Here is a 20,629-nt window from a genome sequence, read left to right as displayed (position 1 = left end):
ATCAACATCAAAGTACGGCAATAAAATAGATTAGCCGTAGATTACAAAAGATAAATGCAGACTATCATAGAAAATCATCCAAAATCAAGGGCGAATTTTTCGACCATAAAACAGTTAAAAACTCTCTGCCTTTATTGCCATGATTGAAATTCATCAACGGCGCTACGAATTAAGGTAGTTATTTGAGTGCGACGGGTTTCAAAGTTGGCGGCGATGTAAATCAGTAAAATGCCGACTAGTAAGCCAACAATCCATTTTAAAAAGGAATACTGCAAGCTGAAAATTACCGATTGATAGATTGTAGTGATTAGAAAAGTGGCTGTACCAATGTAGAGAAAAGCCCGCACTCGCAAAGCTAATCCGGCAAAAATGGCGATGAGACTGAAAATTTCAGGTATCCAGGCAGTATTTTGATGAAATAAAATTGCCCACCCACAAATTAAACCACTACCTAGTACTCTCAGAAAATGGCGGGCTGTTTTGTACTCTGGTAGTCTGAGTTGAGTATCGACTTGAGCAATATAAAGCAGTGATAACCCAATTGGCGCTACATACCATAAAAAATCAGTCAGGCGTAAGGAATCAAACCAACGGAAAAGTGCCCAATCAATCAATGCCACACTGATATAGCTAAAACGGATGTTTTCACCCACCTTTGCTAAGAAAATGTAAAATCCAGCTGCGAGTACTAAGGTAATGGGGTAAGTTTGCAGTCTGGTTTCCCATAAAATTATCAGTGGAATGATGTAAGCGGCTTGCTGCCAAGGTTTTTTAGACCAACCCCAATTTTTCCAAGGTAGGATGTACAGAAAATAGGCTACCACACAAGCGATCGCACCATTCCAAGGAACTAACGGCCCAGCCCAAAATTTTCCAACTGCTGTCTCGCGCCAATAAATCCTCATGCCGGCTACCTCTAATAAGCCAAGGTAAACCCACATCTCGCCGATTGTGATTCCTCCCAAGATATTGGGGGAAGTGCGCGAATTTCGTCCCTGAAAGATGGCATAACGAATCAAAAATACCCCAGTTCCCAATCCCACCAAACGGTTAACTCCAATGGGAAGAGGAATCGCAGCCATTAATAAGCAGCTACTCCAAACCCAATGAATATGGGCGATTCCTTTTAGTTCTTGGGGAGTTAGGCGTAAGTAGCTGACTAGCCTTGGCGACAGAATGCGGTAAGCATACATGATACTGGCACCAAGGGCAGACATGGCAATTAATCCATCACCTAACGCTCCTCCTGAAGCTTGTGACATTTGATAGAACAAAAGTTCATAGGCAGAAATGGATACGCCAATAATTCCTAAGTACAGCAGGGGTTTAAAGTTCTCGCGCCGTCGCCCCACGCCAATGATAATAAAAGCTACACCCAAGGAATACAAACCAGTCCACTCGGTGAAGGCGTTCAAACGCAGCAATACGCTGAATGCACCATAAATTAAGGGCAAAATGTGGAGGCTACTAGGAAGTTTTTCTAATTGATGTCGTCGTCGCCACCACTCACCGACAAGTTGAGCGATTAAACCCAAGGCGATGTTTGCGATTGCAATTTTAACAGTTGAGCGTTCCCCAAATCCCAACACCTGGGCAGTCAACAATTCCAATGACCAACCGATGCCATAAAATGCCCAATTTGTCGGTTGTAGCCAACTGCGATAAACAATAGCTGTCAATACGATCGCAGTGGCCGCTATGTACAAAAATCCCGAAGTAATAAACCCTGAGTAAATTAGTATTGAGTGTAGCGTCAAAATAAACAACTCAAAACCACACAATGCGATCGCCCATTTATCGCTAGCGGCTGCATAGAGAAGGGCTAATTCGTTACCGCGTCGGCTCAAAGCTGTCCGTGCTAACCATAAACTTAGAGTTGCGATCGCTCCGACAACAAACCAACCTGCTAGCGCGAGGCGAGGTAAACCAGGTACACCCGTCCACAGCAGCGCCACTATGAAACTCAGAGCAAATCCTTCTGTAATTACCGCAGATATTTGGTTCCGCAAAGAGCGGGTATTTGCGAACATCAGTCCCGCACCTACTGCCAAACCGATTAATCTGCTTCCTGGTACCTGTAAAGTTAGTAGCTGGGCAACTCCTACAGCCAAGATACTCAAGTAACGAGTAGTAGTCCGCCGCTCGATTATTGTACAATTGGCAACACCCGTGAGAGCTATAGGCGTAACTAGCCATAAGGCTCCCAAATAAGCGTGGCTATCAGCTACACCAGACCAAGATGATTCTGCATTTATCCACAATAGTAAAAAACTAGCGGCGGCTAGCCCTAAACCGATATCCCATGCACTACGTTGCCATAGTCCTTCTTCTACGCTAAATCGCCATTCTGCAACCATCAGAGCTAATAAAATACTTGCCCAGACTTGTTGACTCAAGGTTGGTGCCAGCCAATTAATGGTAGAGCAAAATGTCAGCACTCCCATGATGTGAGTTAGATATACCAGGGGAAGAGATGAGGGGGAACGGCGTTGAGTAACGAATGCCAGAGTGATGGTGGAAAATAGCAGATTTAGCGATCGCAATACCGGATTTACAATAGCGATCGTTGTTAAAAAAGCTCCAAGTAAAAGGGTGAGCAGTTCGCCAAATTTAGCTAATTCTCGCTTTTGGCTGCGATGTAGGCTATCTGTAAGCGCTACCATCAAAATTATGTAGGGAAATAAAGCTACACCCAGCAAAGCCGAGGGTTCATTTTGAGAATTTGTGAGTTGAGTGCCAGTTGCGATCGCTAATTTCTGTAAGCTATCAGGTACTAATCGCCAACCTAGCCAAACTGTCTGTAAGCCAATAACGAAAACCGCAGCGAAGTCTAGCTTTAAACTGTATCGCCGCAAGCGACTTCCCAGAAACCATAAACCCAAACCACTGACAGCTATGGCTTGCCAAGGATAATTTATTACCGAAACCAGCCAACCCAAGAAGAGTAGAATACCACCAAGTTTTTCCCAGAGGAAGAGAGATGAGGGAAATGGGGGAGATGGGGAGAATATTACAGTTACATCCTCTGCTCCCCCTGCCGCTTCCTCTCTGCTCTCTCCCCTCTCCTTTGCTAACCAAGTGACTAGCCAGCCACAAATACCGATGGCTAAACCTAATTGCGTTATATCTACCCTAGCAACAAAAATCGCCCGCACTAGCAGCACTATTAGAGCATAAATAATCACAGATGCAGGTAAGTTAATACTTAACCATCGGCGATCGCTTCTATCTCCTTGACGTTGGTAGAGATTGTGATAAATGCTAATGATGGTTGTAGCGATCGTTGCTACATAAACGGCAATTAAAGGAAATCCTCTTAATTGCCAACCCCAATGCAGATAACTCAGCCCCAGAATATTTGCTAAAGGTAATTTGCCAGGATATAAATTGGGAAAAATAGTCCGATTTTTGGAGAGTAAAACAGTTATAGCTGTGAGAGTAGGCCAGGCGATCGCAACTACAATCCAATCCACAGGATTTTGCCACAACTTAAAGCTATCTATTGCCCAAAAGTTCACTGGAACTAACAAAAGAGTGGCAATCAGTAAAGTTTGAGCCGTCAATCTCAGGTTGTTTTGCCTAGTTGCCCAGAAGCTTAACCCCCAAAAACTCAAAGTATAAGCAAATAAAACTCCATACTGTCCAGAAGCAGGAAACTTTTCCCACTGACTTGCAGCCAGTACCCCAGAGGATATTACTACCAGGAATACACCTAGAAAAAGCAGCCACCGGACACTCAATTCTGCCCCCAAGGACTGTAATATTCTACTGAGAAAATTGGGTTCAGATGCTTTTTGTTGCGTTCGTCTGCGGCTACTAGATTGTAAAGCTGCTACAGGCAACTGCTGCACGGGATCGGGAGTTATAAAAACTACCTTTGTTTTAGCTTCAGACTGGGGTTGCGACACCACCATACACACCAGAAACTCTCGACATAGCTCCTTGACTTGGGTATCGGATATCAAACCTAAACGCAGCCATATATCTAGTCCTTCTAGTAACTGAGGATGAGAGTCTGGCAGTCTAATTTCAAATTTTAGCGGGCGCTCAAGGGGCGGGCCAGTATTTTCCATAAAAAACGTTGCAAAATAAGGATCTGCCTTTTAACTTGGTCAATCTGGGATATCTTGAATGTCCCAGAATATCCTAAAATGTCCTAGATTGTCCCAGATAGTTAGGGCAAATTTAGGTGAAATATTCAATAGAAGCAATAAATAAACGTCTTAAAGCCGGTATTACAGGTGTGGCTTTAAGGCTTAGGGGAGATACCTTGAGCCTTAGAGCAACCTTGCCGCCGCGTCCAAGTAGCAAAAAAAATCAGGCATATCAACAAGACATAGCACTAGGAATGTACGCCAATCCTGCCGGTCTCAAAGCAGCAGAAGGTAAGGCAATAGAATTAGCATCTGATATTATCAAGTGGAAATCTGGGCAGATATTTCCTTGGGAGAATTGGGTTGGTGGAAATTTAAAGCAAGGATTTACTTGTGAATATTGGATAGAAGCTTTCAAGGAAGAGTTTTTAGTGAAGCGGCAAAATTTTACCCTTACCACTTGGGAGAAGCATTATTTATTTCAATTTAATAGACTTCCACTAAAAGCTCAGTTGACCGGGGAATTGTTTTTAAAAACTATATCAACTCTTCCTATCAATACTTGGACTAGACACCGCACTACCCAAAGTTACATCAAATTGGCTAAGTTTGCAGGGATTGATGTTGATTTGAGTCCCTATAAGGGAAAATACAGTTCCATCGGTACAATTAAAAATTTGCCGACTGATGAGGCGATCGCCTCTATTAGGGAACAGATTACTAGCCGCCGTTGGCAATGGGTTTATGGGGTGCTGGCAAACTATGGGTTGAGGCCGCATGAAGTCTTCTTTGCCAAAATTGATCCTTTTCCTCCCTACAAATGTCATATTTCGGAGGGTAAAACAGGCGATCGTATCGTCTTGCCTTTTTACCCTGAGTGGGCCCTTCGGTGGAAACTTTGGGAGCAAGAAAAACTTGTAACCCAAAAATCAGAATACCAAGAACTGGGGAGGTTAGTTTACCAATCCCTGAAATATCACTTCAAAAAAATAGGAGCAACACTTGCTCCTTACGATCTCCGTCATGCTTATGCTATTAGAGTTAGTGTGGTTTTTGAACTTCCTCCCACTACATCTGCCAAACTTATGGGACACTCGGTGGTAGAACACTTAAAAACTTACCAGAGGCATATTGACGAAAAAACTAATTCCTTGGCAGTGGAAAGAGCGATCGCCCGGTTTGATGGTGAAGCACCTTAAAGCTATCAGCCACCTCCAAATTGTTTACGCCATTGTTCAGCCCATAGAAAATTGCACCCCATAGCAGAGGCACATTCTAAATCTTCAGGGCGATCGCCTACCATTGCCATTTCAATTACATCTGAGCTGCCATCTTCTACAAACAGTTTTGCCAGCTTTAGCATCCCTGCGTCTGGTTTGCGAAATTCCCCTATCAGTTGTGTTTCTCTGTCGCTAATTTCATAAGCGTCAAGTGATGACACTCGCCAGCAATTGTCACCTTCAAAATCAGGACAAAAATAAATTGCTGATAGTTGTGGTAGCAGTTCAAGGGTGAATTGCATTTCAGCAATAGTATCCTCAATTGTTTTTCGAGGTTTACCTGTTTTTGGGTTAATGGCAGCGCATCCACCTTGATTAGAAACTCCCACGATTAGCCAATCTAAATCAGCAAAGTGAGCGATCGCCTTATCCGCCCCTTCAATGATTTTTACGTCAGTGGGCGACTGTTTGAAAGCGTGTCCACCGATCGTTTCGGTTAGGGTTCCGTCGATATCAACAAAAAGTATTTTCATTATTACTCCACTTCTTTTTAAATATTTGGGAATTGTCTAATTTGTAAATCTGGGGGAAATTCTGAAATATCTCCACCCTTCTTGTCAATGAGTTTCACTTAGGCTTCTTCCATGACAAAGGTTTGAGTAGCGCTGATTCTACAAATTCAACAGTTCCATCCCAATCTTTCACTTTTTGATACTGGGGAAATTGCTGGAGCCTTGCGGATGCTGCTGCTGTAAATGCATAACAATTCTTACATCCCGATGAAGTACGGGAGCAGCCAACTATCGGATTCCAGGTTTCATCAGTCCAAGAAATATTAGTACTCATATTGCTTTAACTCCTTACTTAATTTCCTTTCGTTTTCGCTTTTTTTGGTTGTGAATAGTATTTGTCGTAACTAGCCTTAAAAAAATCTGATAAGCCTGGAGTCACACTAGAATCGGAAACAGGAGTTTCTACATCATCTTCGTCTGGTGGCATATCAATAATTGCTGCTGCGATCATGAATCCCAAAGGCTCTTCAGGTGTTACTATTTCTCGTTGAAACCATCCTAAAAAATACTCATCATCCATCACTGCAAACGCTGTAATCCCATGATTGCAAGCAACGGAAATACATTTGTAAATAATGTATTCCTTGTCTGCAATTTTATTTTTTGGTAAAGCATATTCTTTATCGAATACGCCTCGAAAAACCCAATCACCACTTAAATCTTCATCCTCAAGTCCTTGATATTTTGCTACCCAAGTCGGGTTGTTTAAAACTGTATTTTTCTGAAAATTGAAGTTTTGTGGTATGTAAATTAGCCACTCAAATTTATTCGTCATTCTACTACTCACTGTTAAATATTTCTAATTGCATCTAAATCACTTTTCAAAGCTTTTCCAAATTCCGCGATCGCCTGTTCAGTCATCGCATCCAAATCGGGCAGGTTGTACGCAACGCCCGTCAATTCCTCATATTGAGCAACCAACTCGTTGATGCGATCGCGCATTCTATCTGCACGAGACGGCAGTATTCGTGAATCTTTGTGAGGCAGTATTTTTGTCTCCACAACCTCAACATCAATCGCATCATCAACGTAGTTAATGACTGAGGCATCCCCCCGCAGTAAACCCCTAATCACCGATTCAGATACAGGAAGCTGCCTTCTGGTTCGTTCCTCAAGCTCTAACCAAGCACGGCGTAGTTCCATGTACGCTGGATCAACCTGCAACGAAATTGCCCAAAATGGTCTATCTGCCTTTTTTCCAGTCCTCAATCCTTTGTCCATCAAGGGAGATTTGATCTTTACCTGAGTGCGACTCAAAATGAATGGAACTTTATGCCTGTACTGGAAACAGGGAAACGGAGAATTAGTAATTGTCCCCAATTCCTCAATAAATTCCCGCAACTTTCCATCAACGTAACTAACGTCTTCTAGTGAATGCAGGGAGATACGCCCCGCAATCATCAAGTCCCTATCTAGTAGCTCTTTTACGTAAAAAACTAAATTTCCCTCAGCGTTGCACCCGTATTGGCACTTCATTGATAGCGACTTATCACGCATGGGGCATGGGGTATTTTCACAATCAACAATATTTCTGTACTGTCCTTTGCTATCGGTCAACATCTCACACTTCTGCAAAATGTTAACGCGGTTACACTTTACTTCCAATCCCGACCCCTTGTAAGCAGACATGGAAGTTGCAAAAGTTTGCTCAACTTCATCAAAGGGGAGGTAAATCCGCAGCGACTCAGTGAAGAAATCTCCATTATTGTCTGGTGCGCCGTAAGCCGTTTTTAATACACTTTGGACAGTTTTGTTTTCAGTTGTTATCCGCAATTTTGAGCCTAAATCTTCCCCATACCCCTCATATTCTTTATTATCTTTGGTAACTTTTACCTGTTTACGAGTGCCTTTGAATACTTTGACTTCAACTCTACCCAAAGAGTTAAATTCCTGCTTATTTGTTAAACCTGCGATCGCCATTGTCATTATGCCCCTTGATAATTCCTACTTTTTAAATCTAGTCCCACAACAAAGCAAGGATCGCAATCCAGGTGTCCAGTATTTGGTGGGGTATATTCTTGATTTTCCCTCCGATCGCCACCTCTATGAATTGGATGAACATCAGATTTTAGAGATTTGGCCGCAAGAAATTGGCTTTCTAAACTGGTACTAGGTATTGCCAGCAACGCAAATGCTAAGATAAGCTTCATTGTATTCACTTGGTATGAGTGGATAGGGCGATCGCCAATAAGTTTTCCAGACAGAGGCGATCGCTTTTGATTTAAGGCGATCGCCTGCATTGAACAGGTGTCTAACTTAATATTTTTATTAAGCTGCAACCAATTCTCTTTCAGACGCTCCAATCCGCTCCCAGTCTTGGGAGGTAAGTTCATCAAAAGGCTTGTCTAGGAGCATTGCAACAGGCTTGAATTCTTGAAGCGATTGGTGTAAATCAACAACCGCTTCTTGCGGAGTCGCAAAGGTGTTGAGACTCATGGTGTGAAACCAAGAACAATTCCAATCCATTTTGATTTCACCCATCATCAGATTATTTTCATCATGCACGTCCCACACAACGGCGTATTCTCCCCCTATTTGGGCGCAACGCAGAAGGAAGCTACCAATAAAATGAGTATTGCCAATTACGGGTAAATTGGCGGGCTGCTCGTGGAAGAGGTAATCGTCAATCTGCTCTTCGACTGGTTCGGATTGTGCTGCCGATTGCTTTAATTGCTCGTATCTGAAAATCGCCTCTTTATACTGGGGCAAAACTTTAACCACTTCATTCAGTTTCTTGGCTAAACCTAGCACCTGTCCATTGCAAGAAATCTCATAACCAACAAAAGCGGGTTGAACTAAAAAGTCCATTTGTTGCGCTATTTCCTCTACTTGATGCCCTGATGCTTGTGCTTGCTCTTGAACTGATTTAAATGTTAGTCTCATTGTTGTAGTGCCTCTTAATGGGGACGAAAGGCGATCGCCGCTTTTGCGGGTGGGCGATCGCCTTTTTGGTGAATAGCGCAAACCTCGCGCGTCTGGGTTTCCCGGCGTGAGAGTTTGTAAGATGACAACTGTTGTGGTTGTCGATTGAGTGAGCGGCTCCCACTCAAAAAACCTCCGCAACTACTCAATAATCTGAATCTTTTTCCAAGCTGCGTGGCGATGACACTTAATATTTGTGTTTGCCCTAAATATCTCTTCACCACTTTGAATCAACACCCAAGGCTGGGTTAAGTCGTTATCTTGAATCAGGATCGCTGTTATCATGGTTGTGCCTTTTACGAGGTAAAGGCGATCGCTAACTTTCCAGGGAGGCGATCGCCTTTTTGGTGTCTGTATAACTATGTTATCCCGTTGTCATCCCTATTGTCAACCCATATGGGATGACAAAATTAGCTCTTAGTGAGTACACTTGTTAATACAGAGATTCCGTTAATAGCGTTGAATAACAACGAAAAGGAGAAAGTAATATGGCTGAAACAAGAATAAATATAAGAATTTCACCTGAAAGAAAAGATGCTCTTCTCCAGAAGGTCAAAGACGAAGGCAAAAATGTTACTGACGTACTAGTAGACTTAATCGACCGATACGTTGGAAACAAAGTAGAGACAGGCGAAATTTTAGAACTAAGGCAACGAGTTCAAAAACTGGAGGAAGTAGTGCTGGGGGAAATAGCCGCCTGAGAGAAGAGAATAACTCTCTCAGGCAATTGATAGAAAATCTGAAAAATATGCTCAAAGAAAAACCCGCCAACCATTAGGCGGGTTTACTACTTTTAATGTGTTTGTCTATTGTGATGATAGTGTGTTAATTTTGGGATAACAAGTTAATCCTTGTGAATGTGAATGGCGATCGCAACCAGCCCACCATTTATGGTGAAACCCTTACCCGGTTGCGTAGCTTACATACGTTAGCATCGCCTCGCTCAGTAGGCAGAGGTAAAGATACAACCTTTATCCTTGTCTGATGATTTTACAAAGCGATCGCATTTGAGATTACCACTTGCCTCCGCCCATTATCATCCGTCCATAGGCGATCGCACCTGTCTGGTGGATAAGAGCGATCGCCCCAAAAACAAAAACCTGTGGTATTTACCACAGGCCATTTCTTGCTGAACTTTGACAATTGAATATTAAAAGTCGGTCTAAAAAAATCCTTAGTCACAACTTTCTACTCAGCACTCAATCTAAATCAATTAACATCTTTGTCAGTTTTTTGCGATCTTCTTTGGGCAAATTTTTGGCAAGTAACAAGATTTGCTCGATAGATGCTACTTTTTTCTCCCCTTGTATGCCTCGAAGGTGTTCCAATAAATCGTCGATCCCTTCAAATCCAGTTGCTTTAGCGATTTTTTCTAAATTCTCTGGTGAAGGAGATCCCTGCCCGTCAATCCAGTTTTTGAGCGTCGCAGGATTTACACCCAAAGCAATTGCAAACTTTCTTTGCGATTGATGTCCTTGGGCTTCAATGATTAATTCCGCTAGACGCTGCTTGGCTTGACTGTCCATCGATAGAAGATATTCAAACGTTTCTAGCCACATCATAATGCACCTTCGATGGTGTTTTTAAAGTACGTGTCACACTTTACGGAGTCTTGTAGTAATATTATTTATAAACACACTAATAAACATATTGATTAGAACAATCGGCATGAAACAGACAGCTTTTGACTCCACCACAAAAGTGGATGATTCCAGAACCCTCAAAAAATCGTTCGGCATTATGCCAGACTTAGTGCTTGAGGGAGACCCTCAAGACCATCCTGTCAATGCAGTTGTAGGGACTGAACTGGTAGAAATACCAAATTTGAAAACTGCCAAAAAATCGTTTGACGCTGCACCAGAAGTAGCGTTTGATCTGGTAGAGATAGCGCGTGAGATGGGGGTTCCACAATCAGCTGTGATTGTTTTTGCCCTCAAGGATTTCTTTCTCAAATACTACAAGGAAAAGCATGAAAGAACACAACTGAGGGCAGCATAACTATGGAGCGATGCCTACGGCGGACTACGCCTACGCCACCATACAAAACCCAGGAACGGCTCATCCCCGAATCTCAACTTCGCGATGCCATCAAAGAAATCTTGGCAGAAATGTTAGGTGTCAGTGTCGCAATGGCGCAACCTCAGCGCGATTGGTACGATACAAACCCCGCCTACTCAATGCTTGGGCTTAAATCAGCCAAGCAGCTGCGAAAGCTGATAACAAACGGCACTCTCAAGGTGGGTCGGGATGATGAAGTGCGGGACTTGCGAAGTCCTGATGCAAAACTACCTCGCTATCAATTCCACATTGCAAAATGCCAATCTCGGCTATCTTTGCCGCCGTCCAAGCGAAAAGGCGGAAAAGCAGCATGAGCAATTCAGAGGTGCTATACCAAAATGCGATTGGAAGTTTGCTTAAATTCTGGCATCTCAATGGGCAATGCAAATACTGTCCATTGCGAACAGACATTAAGCAAATAGTTGACCAACAAATAGTAATTCAGGGAGTGAAAGTTTTGACAAAAAAATAAGTTGCGAGCGCCAACTTGCAACTTATTAGATATTTTTTTATTGCTTTCAAAAAAAACCGAATAACAAATTTTATTCAGATTGCTGAACAACGGATATTTGCTATTCAATCGCATGTCAGACCTTTTTTGGTCTTCATTAGGTTTTTATTATGACACAGAAACCTTTGCAAATACAGGATTTCAGCTACAACAAATCTCAGTTTATTCATGTGTGATTTTATTGAAATCATACGTTTAAATATACGCCTACGTATACACGTACATATTCCCAAAGGAGGGTATATCAGTGTCTAAAATTACGATTTTATCTAATTTGGAATTAGATAAAAAGCACCAACTAGAACAATCAGTAGCAGAAGGGATTGAATCAGGTAAACGCGGTTTTCAGCAAGCGTGTGAAGCTTTGTTGAAAATTGATGAACTGGCGCTTTGGCGAGATGAGGCAGCTTCTTTTAATGCCTATCGCCAAAAATTTAAGGCGGTACTGAAAGACTTAGATATTACAGATAGGCACTTAAATAGAATGATCGCTGCCGAGAAATGTGTACAAATGTTAAGACCCACGGGTCTTAACATTCCGCAACAATACAAAGAGCGGAAAATAAGACCCCTGACTCAACTAAAACAACCAGAACTTGTGCAGCAGGCTTATAGGCGGGCGTTGGATATAGCCGAGACAGAGGGTGAAGAATTAAATTGCGCCCACGTGCAGAAGGCCGTGGAAGAGATAAAACCGCCTAAAGTGAGGTTTCCTAAACCCCCGATTGGTGCAAAAGTAACAATCCTTGCTCACTACCCAGATGAAGAGCTTCACGGGGCGGAGGGAGTAGTTGCACAGCATCCATCACGCGATCGCTGCATTGTTAGGCTTAGCGACGAGAACAGTTTACTGATTCCCGACAACATGCTGAAACTGGTTCAGGAGACAAAGCTCATAACCTCAGCTAAGCAGGAAGTCAAGGAACAAGGGCGATCGCTTGGAGTGAGAACGGGATTACAAGCACTTCCGGATATTGAGCGGAATGATGGCATTCCGACAGAGATGCAGCAGCAAGAGATTGAGATGGCGATCGCGTCTTTCTTGCGGATACTGCCAAAGTTTTCGGATCAGCAGAAGGGATTGATTTATGAGCAGTTGGTCAAGAGTGGGTTTGTACCTAGGAGAGTGGCGGCATGAATGCCTCAAGCTTGTTTCAGATACGAGATAATAGTATAAGTAATGCCCCCGCATCGTTAGTAGCGATCAGGAGCTTGGCAACACCTAAAATCCGTAGGAGTTACATAATGATTTTAACTGAAGATGTTCTTCAGCGATATCGTGCTAATCAAGGATATGTTTACTTGATTCACGCTGTAGGGACAGATAGATATAAGGTTGGGCGCAGTGTTAACCCAGTAGCTAGATTTGAGATGCTCAAGAAGCAAGCGCCTTACCCTCTGCAAATAATTGAGTGTTTTTGGACACCAGACGCAGTTGAAGACGAAAAGATGTTACATGGCTACCTTCATCAAGACCGTGTATATGGAGAATGGTTTGAGTTAAAAGAAGAGTTAAATCTTAATGGCTGCAAAGGATACGCGGCCATTGCTGCTTGCTCTTTTGTTGGAGTTATAGAATCATTGTTTGAGCGAATGCCCGCAGAAAAATTCGTAAATGACATCTACAGAATATTTTCTGTAGCTAGAACAGTAGAGGATGTTATTGGCTGTAATGACTTTATTGCTGATTTAATATGTGCATTAGAAACAATGCCGTCTACTTTTCCAGGCTATCACTCTTGTATAATGTCTGGTTTTGTCGTAGGCTTTGATGCTTTTTGGGGTTACATGGCAAAGAAAAATAACCCATCTTTTCGTAATACAGAATCAAACGAAGGAAGGAAGTAAATAATGATTCAAACGCATGGTTATGCAGATGATCGTGACGACCTTCCTGTTTTTATCCATTCAGAGCTTGACGACTACGGGCTAGACCCTTATCAGTTTCGCGTATATGCACGGATAGCTAGAAGGGCAGGAAGACTTGGAGCTTATGAGTCTATCAAGAATATGGCTGAGGGTTGTTGTATCAGTGAAGGCAAAGCTAAATCTTCGCTACGCTTTTTGATTGAGCAAGGTTTAGTGTCGAGAGAATCCAGAGAAGGCTATACGTCTATTTATAGGTTGAATCCTAAAAATAAATGGCTGCCTAAAAAGCGGTTGACAGGCGTGGACGTAGAACAACCTGGGTCGCCTGGTGTCCACCCCCCTGGGTCGCCTGGTGTCCACCCCCCTGGGTCGCCTGGTGTCCACCCCCCTGGGTCGCCTGGTGTCCACCCCCCTGGGTCGCCTGGTGTCCACGAAGGTAATCCAATTAAAGGTTCTCCAATTGAAATTAATCCAGTTGAAGGTTCTCCAGCAAAAGACCCCCCTGCCCCCCATGTGATTGCCGTTATTGAGGGTGGGACGAAAAGATCCCAAATTAAAAGTGCTTTAGAGCAAATCTTGATTGACACTGATATGGACTTTACATCAGGTCTGTTAAAGGGAAATAATTTTTTAGAGCTAAACATTCCGGCGTATGAGAATAATAATCAAACTCAATTAGCTTTTTCAGTTTTATCTCAAGAAGAGTATGGAATCTTAAAGCAAGCCCAAGCGGTTGCGTACAATCCGACGATAGCTCCGTGGCGGATAAATTCTACAGAATTTCGTGGCGATGTTTGCAAGGCAGTCTTTGCAGCAAATCCGAAGTGGTATTCGCTTGCTGATGGGACAACAAACCTCAAGAAAATAAACAGCCAGTTAAAAACACTAGAAAGGAAGATTAGAGGCAGTGATGGGGTTTCTGCGCTGGAAGCCTACAAAGAGCTTTTGAATTACGTTTGTATGGCTGATATGGCAGCCAATGGAATAAGTGGCGAGCAGATTTTAGAAAAAACTGAGCGAGAGCAGCAATTACAGCGCATCCACAACGCATCCAAAAAGAAATTCACCCTATGATAAACGATCACAAGTTTGAAGCGGGACTAGACCTTTTACAGAGGCATTTCAAGAAAGCTTTGGACGAGGATGCGATCGCCATCTGGCGGGAGTACCTTGATGACGAGTTGGACGACGAGCAATTCACGACAGCTGTTAAAGAGTCAATTCTGAAGTGTGAGTTTTTCCCACCAGCTGTAAAACTGGTTGAGTTTGCCACAGCCAGTATGGAAGTTAAAGCAGGTATGCAATGGCGGATCGTTCTCAATGCTGCCGCGACTACGAGCGAGGATTGGCAAAAAGAAATATTGAGTGCTTTGAGTGTGCGATCGCGCATTGCCTTGCAAATCATTGGCGGGATTCACGCTGTAGGACTAGCTGATGATTGGGCGTTGAGAAATTTAGCGAAGGATTTCGTAGCTGCTCATTGTCAGTGCTCTGGAGACATCAAATTCCTCCCTCCCTCCCTTTTTCCCCCCAAGACTTTTGAGGTTGTGGAAACTCCAAGGGTAGATTGGTGTGACCTGGAAATAAAATCACGTCCGATTCGCCAAGTGCTTGAGATGCTTGCCAAACGAACCAGTGGAATTGAGGCATCAGATAGGGAAAAGGCGTTCAATATGTTCTCTCTTAAGCACAAGTGGGAGATTGATGAGTCTAGACTTGACCACTATTTGGCGATGGATATGCCAACGAAGCAACACTTTCTAGCTAAATTTAGTTACGCGATAAGACACAGTCCTTCTTGGAAATCTGCATCTGTGCATTTTGACGCGATCAGTGGATACATTGCAAAACCTTTCTCTGTAGATTCAAAAGCGATCGCGGCATCTTGGTTGGAGGGATCCGATGATGACTAAATGTATCCGTTATTCAGTTGACCCTGTCTCACTCAATACAGGCGTTCCCATTGACTGCCTAGAAAAACGCAACATCCAAGAGTTTCAATCCAGCGAAACCATTCAGCACCTAAACCGATATGCCCAAGGCACGCAAAAACTTTGCACATCAGCATCAAGCAATGGCATTAATTAAAGCAATTTCACTATGGCAGCCGTGGGCATCTTATATTCCCGAAGGGATTAAGTATCATGAAACCCGTTCTTGGTACACAAGCTACATAGGCGATCTGTTAATCTGCTCTGCCAAGAAAAAATCCAGGGATTTAGCAGACTATCACGATCGCATCCGTTCAGAATACCGTCTCAATATGCAAGGCTTTTACGATCTCCCGTTTGGGGAAGTTGTGGCATTGGTAACAATGACTGATTGCATCAAGATGACAACCCCGTTCATTGTGCAGCAACCTCCCGAAGAGATAGCCACTGGTGATTGGCTGGTAGGGCGATTTGCTTGGAAGCTTGAAAATATTCGCAAACCTAAAAGGGCGATCGCGGTCATAGGCAGACAAGGTTTTTTTGATGTTGACGTGAGCTTGAATGATTTTGAAGGTAATTAGTTATGTGCAACTGTGATTGCGAAACACCCGATTACGATGACGAATCAGGGGAGGAATTGTACGACGATGGCGTTGTGGTTGCTAAAAAGGCAATCAAGTGTTGTGAATGCCGTCACCTTGTAAACGCAGGTGAAAAATATCGGCACATCAAAGGACGTTGGGGTGGTGACTGGTCTACCTACCGGATGTGCTTAAGTTGTTCGGCAGTAAGCGATCGCCTATCTAAGGAACTTGATATCTGCCATTGCCTCAGCGGACTTTACGAAGAGTTAATCGATTCTGAAATTCTCTTTACCCTCAAGGATGATGACGGACGAGCAATCGAGGACGAACAGGGTAAGCGTACTTGGTTGTGCGAAGAGCATTGGCTGCGTGTTGTAAGTCAAAACCCTTTCAAATGTGAAGTCACGGAGAAGTGTTTTTGATGAAAATTATCAACGATCGATGGTATACGGTTGATCAACCTTGGGGTGACGGGGATTTTATTCGCGCCAACAATCCTGATTGCGCTGGGCAATTTGTCTGTGATTGCGCTTTTCCTTGCGATGAAGATGCCGATCGCGATGAATCCGCATCAGAAATCGCAGCCCATATTGTGCAAGCACATAACTGGGTACTTGATTTAGCTTACAAACAGATACCGCTTGATTTTCTGATTGAGTCTTGCAATCGCGCCATCCAAAATAAAGCACTCCTTACCGTCACCCTTGGCGTAACTGGGGATAGTAATGCAATGGAGATTGCCGAGAAACAGCTGAAGCTGATTCAACAGGCAGTTCAGTTGTTAAAACTTGCAAAGGATTGTGAGGTGGTAGCTTGAAAACCTTCACCATCGGCTCCATTGCCTCCGGTATGGGAATGCACCTTCACGAACTGAAGCAGATTGGTGGCGTACCAGTTTGGGCAATTGAAAGCGATGCTCAGATCGCCCATTGCTACTACCAAAATCACGAAGGTCAAGTCTTGGTTCAAAAAGTTCAAGATGTAGACCCCACAGCCTTAACAGACGTTGATTTGCTCATAGCAACCCTCAGTTGTAAAAACGCTTCCATCTCCAATACCAAAAGAGGCGAATCACCAGAGGATACAGCGGCCGGTGTTGCAGTCGCCAACATCATCCGCGCCAAATTGCCCCAATATTTTATGCTGGAAAATGTGTGGGGATACCGCAACTTTGAGTCTTTCAAGCAGATTGAATCGGCGTTAAACGAATGTGACTACTACTTTCGTTACTACAAATTCAATTGTCGTCACTGGGGTGTAGCTCAGTCACGCGATCGCCTTTACGGTTTAGCTGTGCGTGGTGGCTCTTTTCTCGATCCCGTGCGGCCGCAAGTTGAGGAGATCGGGTGGTACGAGGCGATCGCCGATTTGATTGATGAGTTGCCCGAAACCACGCTTGCGCCTTGGCAACAGAGGAAGTTTCCAGAGTTGACGAAGGAAGGAGGAAGGAGGAAGGGGGAAGGAGGCACGGAATTAACTCATCCCTCTTCCTTCTTCCCTCTTCCTTCTTCCCTCTTCCCTCATCCTTCTTCCCTCTTCCCTCTTCCCTCTTCCTTCTTGATCAAACGTGCCGGTGGGGGAAGAGATAGCGATCGCCTTTACCAAAGTGATGAACCCAGCTTTGCTATTCGGGCGATGGGGAGAAAAGCCGATAATCACTCACGAGTGGCTGATGCGGTCGTTGGAGGTAAAATCGTTGCTGTTACTCCTCGCGCTTGTTTGCGGTTTTTTGGAGATAAGGAAACCGCAGATAAAATTTGGCTCCCTCCTACCAAATCTCTAGCCAATGAAGTGGTAGGTAATGGTGCAAGCTGGGTGATGTTCCGTAGTTTGTTTGAGCATTTGAGTGTGCAGCGATCGCCCACAGAATCAAATTCCTTTATGAGTGGTGGCGAGATGTTAAAGGTAGGCGATCGCGTTCACATTCTCAAAGGCAAACACAAGGATAAATCCGCAGTAGTTTATGAAATCAAAAAAGCCTATATTTGTTGTAGGGTGAACGATGAGTTCTATTTCAACTTTCCGCCTGAATATTTAGAGGCAATTGAAAATTCGGTAACTGGACATCATCTTGACTTCTACGAGTCTCCCTCATGGTTTGTTACTGAATTGTTGCGCCACGTAAAATTAGAAGGCGTGATTGGCGAACCTTGCGTGGGGATGGGCGCGATCGCCTCTCTCCTCCAAGCATGGACTCATACACAAAGTATTTGGACGAACGACATCGATCCAGAAAAAGCAGCCGATTATCACCTTGACGCGACTAATTCCGAATCATGGAATTTATTTCCAGAGTGCGACTGGATTTGCACCAATCCGCCCTACGCCCAAAATGCTGCACCGATTGTTGAAAATGCTTTTGAAAAAGCGCGTGTTGGTGTTGTTGCGTTCCTGCTTACAAACTTCTTGGAGCCTTGCGAAGATCGCAGTGATTTTTTAAGCCAGCATCCACCGTCGCTTATTTTGGTATTACCTCGTTACTGTTTCCGAAAGAATAAAAAAGGCGATCGTTGGGCAACAGACAACACCACTATCTCATGTTTTGTTTGGGATAAACGGGCAACACAGCAACAGTTAATTGTCCGCCCTAAGTCTGAAATTACTGGCTTTTACAAAAACCCTGATTGTGCGATTGGTTTTCTAGAAGCTCAAAAAATCGTAAAAGCGATCGCCTCTGGAGAAATAAACACAAATTATCAACCTATGAAAAACGTGGACTCCCCTCTACAAGACGCTACGCGATGGAATCCTGACCATTTTGGCGATGTGCCACACAAGGCAGATGGCGACCAATTGACGATTTTTTGTGATTACACCCACGAGCCACCAGATCCTGATGATTATCCAAATATTCCAGCCTACCTTGAAGCATGGCAGGAATGGGAGGAAATACCGACCCGATTCAATACAAAAGCAGGAATTTACATCGTTGACCAACTTGGGACGTTGGGAATTATCAAAGAGGATTTGGGGTTTGGATTTGTTGTTGATTGGTTAGGAACTGTAGCCAATCCCAACCCTAATGACAAAAAAGACATAACTTACAACTGGGAACGAGATGAGGAGCGCATCAATACTTTCAAAATTGCAAACACTCCATTAGGCGATCGCCCCACAAACGTACCAAAAGTAGTTTTTAAAAACAAGGAGCAAGATGTTATGGCATTCCAATTTTCTGGAACTGGGGCGATCGCCTCTCAAATTGCTCAACTACAAGAGCAATTAAATCAACTCACCGCATCTCTAAAACCCTACCAAGAGTGTGAGCAAAAAGCCGAGGAATTGCGGTCAACCGTTGCTGAATATGGGCGGGTGATGATGTCCAAGGGGATTTCCCAGAGTGACATTTCAATCTGGGGTAAATCGCTTTATAGCTCTGCTAGTGGATTGGAATTTATAGATGGTGATAGTGGGGCGATCGCTGCTCAGAATGAAGTTATTGCCCAACTGAAAGCTGATTTGGAGCGCTCACAGAAATTACGCCATCAAGCTCTATCCGAGCGAACTGAGGTAATAGCACTGCTGGAAAATGCGGTAGCGGAACGAAATGAAGCGCTGGATAAAATAGTGGATATCACTGACGGAAGTTGGCGTGTTGTAGAAAAACTCAAAACCCTTCAAGAGAGACACGCACAAACATTGGAAGAATTGGAAGAATTGAAAAACCTCAAAGAACAGACAGACCCCACCACGATTGAAGTTTTACAGAAAGAGAATATGGCTCTAATCGCCAAAATTGAAGCGTTGGATTTGCTGACAGAAGATATGGACACGCAGTTAGCGGAAAGTGCGGTCTTGGGGTCTCCCCAAGAGGAGCAACTTTCCAAGAGAGCAGAACAGCAGTTGATGCCAGAGGTTGAGGTATTGAAGCAGCAAGTTTATGAACTGCGCCAAGAGCGTGACGGGCTTGTATTACAGCAACCTCATACGAAAACTGAAGCGATCGCCAATGAATCTGATGTTTTGAATATTCATCAAGCTTCTACAGCTACAAACGAAATTCATAATTTCCAAGAGGGCGATCGCGTAAAACTTGCAAGCACAGATGATGAATCAGAAGATTTACTCAATAGATTTGGTACGGTAGTTGGGGTAAAAGATGACTCTGTTGCCGTGCTTTTTAGTGCGACAGATAGTGAAGGGCAGTGTGAGACAATTATTCCTAAATGCCATCTAGTATTAGTAAATCAAGCCACACCAGAAAGTCAAGCACAAATCAAAGCGTCTAATTTTATAAGTGGTGTAAGAAGCAAGGCGGGGATGAATAATGTTACCTGGACTAATATCAGCGAGGTGTGTCAAGGCAATCTTCTCACTTTAAGAGAGATGATATTAAAAGCTACTACGAAATATCAAAAGGAATTGGTTAATATTGACAACCTTTCCAAATTAATGGCTGATTATGTTGATGAGACAGGTGATATTACGGATTTTGGCTGGATTGATGACACATTGAAAAGCAAGGTTGAGGCGTTGATGGAAGCAAAAAAGTCTTTTCCGTACCACAAAAATGACTGGGTGCGGGTGACAGAATCGGGCGAAATCTGGCAGGTACAGAGTTTTGATGGCGAATGGTTATTGGTAAAGCAAGACAATAAGCGTGCTTCACTACATAAGTCGGAAGTTGGGTTATATCCTCATCAGCTAGCACTTTCTGCTTGACTGAATACATCCCTTGAGGAAAGGGAGAAACTTTTGGAGATGTCACCACGTAAAATTGCGGTTTTATACCGCGAATTAAAGCAAGAGCAACTTAGGCAGCCAATTGAGAGGCAATGGCACTATGGTGCGCGGCTCAAGATAATTAAAGCTGCATATCAAGTTGCATCTGAACCCCAACCTACCAATTAGAAAATTTGCGTTAGTCA

General features: G+C 43.5%; 26 protein-coding genes. 15 read left to right on the top strand and 11 right to left on the bottom strand.

Annotation, left to right across the window (positions count from 1 at the left end; all coding sequences use genetic code 11):
- Window positions 1–131: 131 nt before the first annotated feature.
- Entirely contained in the window at window positions 132–4,073 is a 3,942-nt protein-coding gene (locus tag V7K42_RS18170) for a DUF2157 domain-containing protein (protein ID WP_334918460.1), read from the bottom strand.
- Window positions 4,074–4,189: 116 nt separating this feature from the next.
- Between V7K42_RS18170 and V7K42_RS18165 the strand changes: the two genes are divergently transcribed.
- Window positions 4,190–5,293, top strand: coding sequence for a hypothetical protein (locus V7K42_RS18165; RefSeq protein ID WP_334918458.1), 1,104 nt, complete (start codon window positions 4,190–4,192; stop codon window positions 5,291–5,293).
- Between the two features lie 5 nt (window positions 5,294–5,298).
- On the opposite strand, the gene V7K42_RS18160 is transcribed toward V7K42_RS18165, so the two are convergent.
- The 8 genes from V7K42_RS18160 to V7K42_RS18125 all read right to left on the bottom strand — a co-directional run bounded on the left by V7K42_RS18160 (window position 5,299) and on the right by V7K42_RS18125 (window position 9,093).
- Entirely contained in the window at window positions 5,299–5,847 is a 549-nt protein-coding gene (locus V7K42_RS18160; protein ID WP_334918457.1) for a polynucleotide kinase, read from the bottom strand.
- Between the two features lie 94 nt (window positions 5,848–5,941).
- On the bottom strand, window positions 5,942–6,160 hold the full coding sequence (locus V7K42_RS18155) for a DUF5131 family protein (protein ID WP_334918455.1): 219 nt from the start codon (window positions 6,158–6,160) through the stop codon (window positions 5,942–5,944).
- 18 nt (window positions 6,161–6,178) lie between these two features.
- The gene (locus V7K42_RS18150) at window positions 6,179–6,661 is read right to left on the bottom strand and encodes a hypothetical protein (protein ID WP_334918453.1); all 483 of its coding nucleotides are present in this window, start codon (window positions 6,659–6,661) and stop codon (window positions 6,179–6,181) included.
- 14 nt (window positions 6,662–6,675) lie between these two features.
- Window positions 6,676–7,812, bottom strand: coding sequence for a hypothetical protein (locus tag V7K42_RS18145; protein ID WP_334918451.1), 1,137 nt, complete (start codon window positions 7,810–7,812; stop codon window positions 6,676–6,678).
- Window positions 7,812–8,165 carry a hypothetical protein gene (locus V7K42_RS18140; protein WP_334918449.1) on the bottom strand — a complete coding sequence of 118 codons (354 nt, stop codon included), beginning with the start codon at window positions 8,163–8,165 and terminating at the stop codon, window positions 7,812–7,814. The genes V7K42_RS18145 and V7K42_RS18140 overlap by 1 nt, the downstream gene beginning before the upstream one ends.
- Window positions 8,155–8,769 carry a hypothetical protein gene (locus V7K42_RS18135; protein ID WP_334918447.1) on the bottom strand — a complete coding sequence of 205 codons (615 nt, stop codon included), beginning with the start codon at window positions 8,767–8,769 and terminating at the stop codon, window positions 8,155–8,157. Before V7K42_RS18135 ends, V7K42_RS18140 begins: the two co-directional genes overlap by 11 nt.
- A gap of 14 nt (window positions 8,770–8,783) precedes the next feature.
- Window positions 8,784–8,936, bottom strand: a complete 153-nt coding sequence (locus tag V7K42_RS18130) for a hypothetical protein (protein ID WP_334918445.1) — start codon at window positions 8,934–8,936, stop codon at window positions 8,784–8,786.
- Between the two features lie 13 nt (window positions 8,937–8,949).
- Entirely contained in the window at window positions 8,950–9,093 is a 144-nt protein-coding gene (locus tag V7K42_RS18125) for a hypothetical protein (RefSeq protein WP_334918443.1), read from the bottom strand.
- Window positions 9,094–9,296: 203 nt separating this feature from the next.
- Here V7K42_RS18125 and V7K42_RS18120 point away from each other — a divergent pair, with 203 nt between their 5' ends.
- Window positions 9,297–9,509, top strand: a complete 213-nt coding sequence (locus V7K42_RS18120) for a type II toxin -antitoxin system TacA 1-like antitoxin (RefSeq protein WP_334918441.1) — start codon at window positions 9,297–9,299, stop codon at window positions 9,507–9,509.
- Between the two features lie 152 nt (window positions 9,510–9,661).
- Entirely contained in the window at window positions 9,662–9,793 is a 132-nt protein-coding gene (locus V7K42_RS18115) for a hypothetical protein (protein ID WP_334918439.1), read from the top strand.
- 5 nt (window positions 9,794–9,798) lie between these two features.
- Here V7K42_RS18115 and V7K42_RS18110 read toward each other — a convergent pair whose 3' ends face one another.
- Together V7K42_RS18110 and V7K42_RS18105 are read right to left on the bottom strand one after the other, a co-directional pair.
- Entirely contained in the window at window positions 9,799–9,990 is a 192-nt protein-coding gene (locus V7K42_RS18110; protein ID WP_334918437.1) for a hypothetical protein, read from the bottom strand.
- A gap of 17 nt (window positions 9,991–10,007) precedes the next feature.
- Complete coding sequence (locus V7K42_RS18105) at window positions 10,008–10,370, bottom strand: helix-turn-helix transcriptional regulator (protein WP_334918436.1); 363 nt, start codon at window positions 10,368–10,370, stop codon at window positions 10,008–10,010.
- 106 nt (window positions 10,371–10,476) lie between these two features.
- Between V7K42_RS18105 and V7K42_RS18100 the strand changes: the two genes are divergently transcribed.
- From V7K42_RS18100 to V7K42_RS18045, 12 genes are all read left to right on the top strand, one after another.
- Entirely contained in the window at window positions 10,477–10,806 is a 330-nt protein-coding gene (locus tag V7K42_RS18100) for a hypothetical protein (protein ID WP_334918435.1), read from the top strand.
- A 2-nt stretch (window positions 10,807–10,808) separates the two neighbouring features.
- On the top strand, window positions 10,809–11,180 hold the full coding sequence (locus tag V7K42_RS18095; protein ID WP_334918434.1) for a hypothetical protein: 372 nt from the start codon (window positions 10,809–10,811) through the stop codon (window positions 11,178–11,180).
- A gap of 444 nt (window positions 11,181–11,624) precedes the next feature.
- Window positions 11,625–12,515: a hypothetical protein gene (locus V7K42_RS18090; RefSeq protein ID WP_334918432.1), complete on the top strand. Its 891-nt coding sequence runs from the start codon at window positions 11,625–11,627 to the stop codon at window positions 12,513–12,515.
- On the top strand, window positions 12,512–13,225 hold the full coding sequence (locus V7K42_RS18085; protein WP_334918430.1) for a GIY-YIG nuclease family protein: 714 nt from the start codon (window positions 12,512–12,514) through the stop codon (window positions 13,223–13,225). Before V7K42_RS18090 ends, V7K42_RS18085 begins: the two co-directional genes overlap by 4 nt.
- A 3-nt stretch (window positions 13,226–13,228) precedes the next feature.
- Window positions 13,229–14,320 carry a hypothetical protein gene (locus tag V7K42_RS18080; protein WP_334918428.1) on the top strand — a complete coding sequence of 364 codons (1,092 nt, stop codon included), beginning with the start codon at window positions 13,229–13,231 and terminating at the stop codon, window positions 14,318–14,320.
- Window positions 14,317–15,159, top strand: a complete 843-nt coding sequence (locus V7K42_RS18075) for a hypothetical protein (RefSeq protein WP_334918426.1) — start codon at window positions 14,317–14,319, stop codon at window positions 15,157–15,159. Before V7K42_RS18080 ends, V7K42_RS18075 begins: the two co-directional genes overlap by 4 nt.
- Entirely contained in the window at window positions 15,149–15,334 is a 186-nt protein-coding gene (locus V7K42_RS18070) for a hypothetical protein (protein WP_334918424.1), read from the top strand. Before V7K42_RS18075 ends, V7K42_RS18070 begins: the two co-directional genes overlap by 11 nt.
- Window positions 15,321–15,758, top strand: coding sequence for an ASCH domain-containing protein (locus V7K42_RS18065; protein ID WP_334918422.1), 438 nt, complete (start codon window positions 15,321–15,323; stop codon window positions 15,756–15,758). Before V7K42_RS18070 ends, V7K42_RS18065 begins: the two co-directional genes overlap by 14 nt.
- A gap of 2 nt (window positions 15,759–15,760) precedes the next feature.
- Window positions 15,761–16,183 (top strand): hypothetical protein, encoded by a 423-nt coding sequence (locus tag V7K42_RS18060; protein ID WP_334918420.1) that lies wholly within the window; start codon window positions 15,761–15,763, stop codon window positions 16,181–16,183.
- On the top strand, window positions 16,183–16,578 hold the full coding sequence (locus tag V7K42_RS18055) for a hypothetical protein (protein ID WP_334918418.1): 396 nt from the start codon (window positions 16,183–16,185) through the stop codon (window positions 16,576–16,578). Before V7K42_RS18060 ends, V7K42_RS18055 begins: the two co-directional genes overlap by 1 nt.
- A complete protein-coding gene (locus V7K42_RS18050) occupies window positions 16,575–20,423 on the top strand; it encodes a DNA cytosine methyltransferase (protein WP_334918416.1) in 3,849 nt (1,282 codons plus the stop codon). Before V7K42_RS18055 ends, V7K42_RS18050 begins: the two co-directional genes overlap by 4 nt.
- A 39-nt stretch (window positions 20,424–20,462) precedes the next feature.
- Window positions 20,463–20,612 carry a hypothetical protein gene (locus tag V7K42_RS18045; RefSeq protein WP_334918414.1) on the top strand — a complete coding sequence of 50 codons (150 nt, stop codon included), beginning with the start codon at window positions 20,463–20,465 and terminating at the stop codon, window positions 20,610–20,612.
- Window positions 20,613–20,629 lie beyond the last annotated feature (17 nt).

The sequence above is a fragment of the Nostoc sp. genome (assembly GCF_036917455.1).
Classification (GTDB): domain Bacteria; phylum Cyanobacteriota; class Cyanobacteriia; order Cyanobacteriales; family Nostocaceae; genus Nostoc.
Note: the sequence above shows the minus strand (reverse complement) of the source record. Positions and strands in the feature narration are given on the sequence as shown.

Coding starts and splice junctions, on each gene's coding strand:
- V7K42_RS18150 (WP_334918453.1), bottom strand. CDS start 6,661: ATGACGAATAAATTTGAGTGGCTAATTTACATACCACAAAACTTCAAT.
- V7K42_RS18075 (WP_334918426.1), top strand. CDS start 14,317: ATGATAAACGATCACAAGTTTGAAGCGGGACTAGACCTTTTACAGAGG.
- V7K42_RS18170 (WP_334918460.1), bottom strand. CDS start 4,073: ATGGAAAATACTGGCCCGCCCCTTGAGCGCCCGCTAAAATTTGAAATT.
- V7K42_RS18125 (WP_334918443.1), bottom strand. CDS start 9,093: ATGATAACAGCGATCCTGATTCAAGATAACGACTTAACCCAGCCTTGG.
- V7K42_RS18085 (WP_334918430.1), top strand. CDS start 12,512: ATGAATGCCTCAAGCTTGTTTCAGATACGAGATAATAGTATAAGTAAT.
- V7K42_RS18080 (WP_334918428.1), top strand. CDS start 13,229: ATGATTCAAACGCATGGTTATGCAGATGATCGTGACGACCTTCCTGTT.
- V7K42_RS18135 (WP_334918447.1), bottom strand. CDS start 8,769: ATGAGACTAACATTTAAATCAGTTCAAGAGCAAGCACAAGCATCAGGG.
- V7K42_RS18070 (WP_334918424.1), top strand. CDS start 15,149: ATGATGACTAAATGTATCCGTTATTCAGTTGACCCTGTCTCACTCAAT.
- V7K42_RS18065 (WP_334918422.1), top strand. CDS start 15,321: ATGGCATTAATTAAAGCAATTTCACTATGGCAGCCGTGGGCATCTTAT.
- V7K42_RS18100 (WP_334918435.1), top strand. CDS start 10,477: ATGAAACAGACAGCTTTTGACTCCACCACAAAAGTGGATGATTCCAGA.
- V7K42_RS18160 (WP_334918457.1), bottom strand. CDS start 5,847: ATGAAAATACTTTTTGTTGATATCGACGGAACCCTAACCGAAACGATC.
- V7K42_RS18120 (WP_334918441.1), top strand. CDS start 9,297: ATGGCTGAAACAAGAATAAATATAAGAATTTCACCTGAAAGAAAAGAT.
- V7K42_RS18060 (WP_334918420.1), top strand. CDS start 15,761: ATGTGCAACTGTGATTGCGAAACACCCGATTACGATGACGAATCAGGG.
- V7K42_RS18055 (WP_334918418.1), top strand. CDS start 16,183: ATGAAAATTATCAACGATCGATGGTATACGGTTGATCAACCTTGGGGT.
- V7K42_RS18145 (WP_334918451.1), bottom strand. CDS start 7,812: ATGACAATGGCGATCGCAGGTTTAACAAATAAGCAGGAATTTAACTCT.
- V7K42_RS18155 (WP_334918455.1), bottom strand. CDS start 6,160: ATGAGTACTAATATTTCTTGGACTGATGAAACCTGGAATCCGATAGTT.
- V7K42_RS18095 (WP_334918434.1), top strand. CDS start 10,809: ATGGAGCGATGCCTACGGCGGACTACGCCTACGCCACCATACAAAACC.
- V7K42_RS18045 (WP_334918414.1), top strand. CDS start 20,463: ATGTCACCACGTAAAATTGCGGTTTTATACCGCGAATTAAAGCAAGAG.
- V7K42_RS18105 (WP_334918436.1), bottom strand. CDS start 10,370: ATGATGTGGCTAGAAACGTTTGAATATCTTCTATCGATGGACAGTCAA.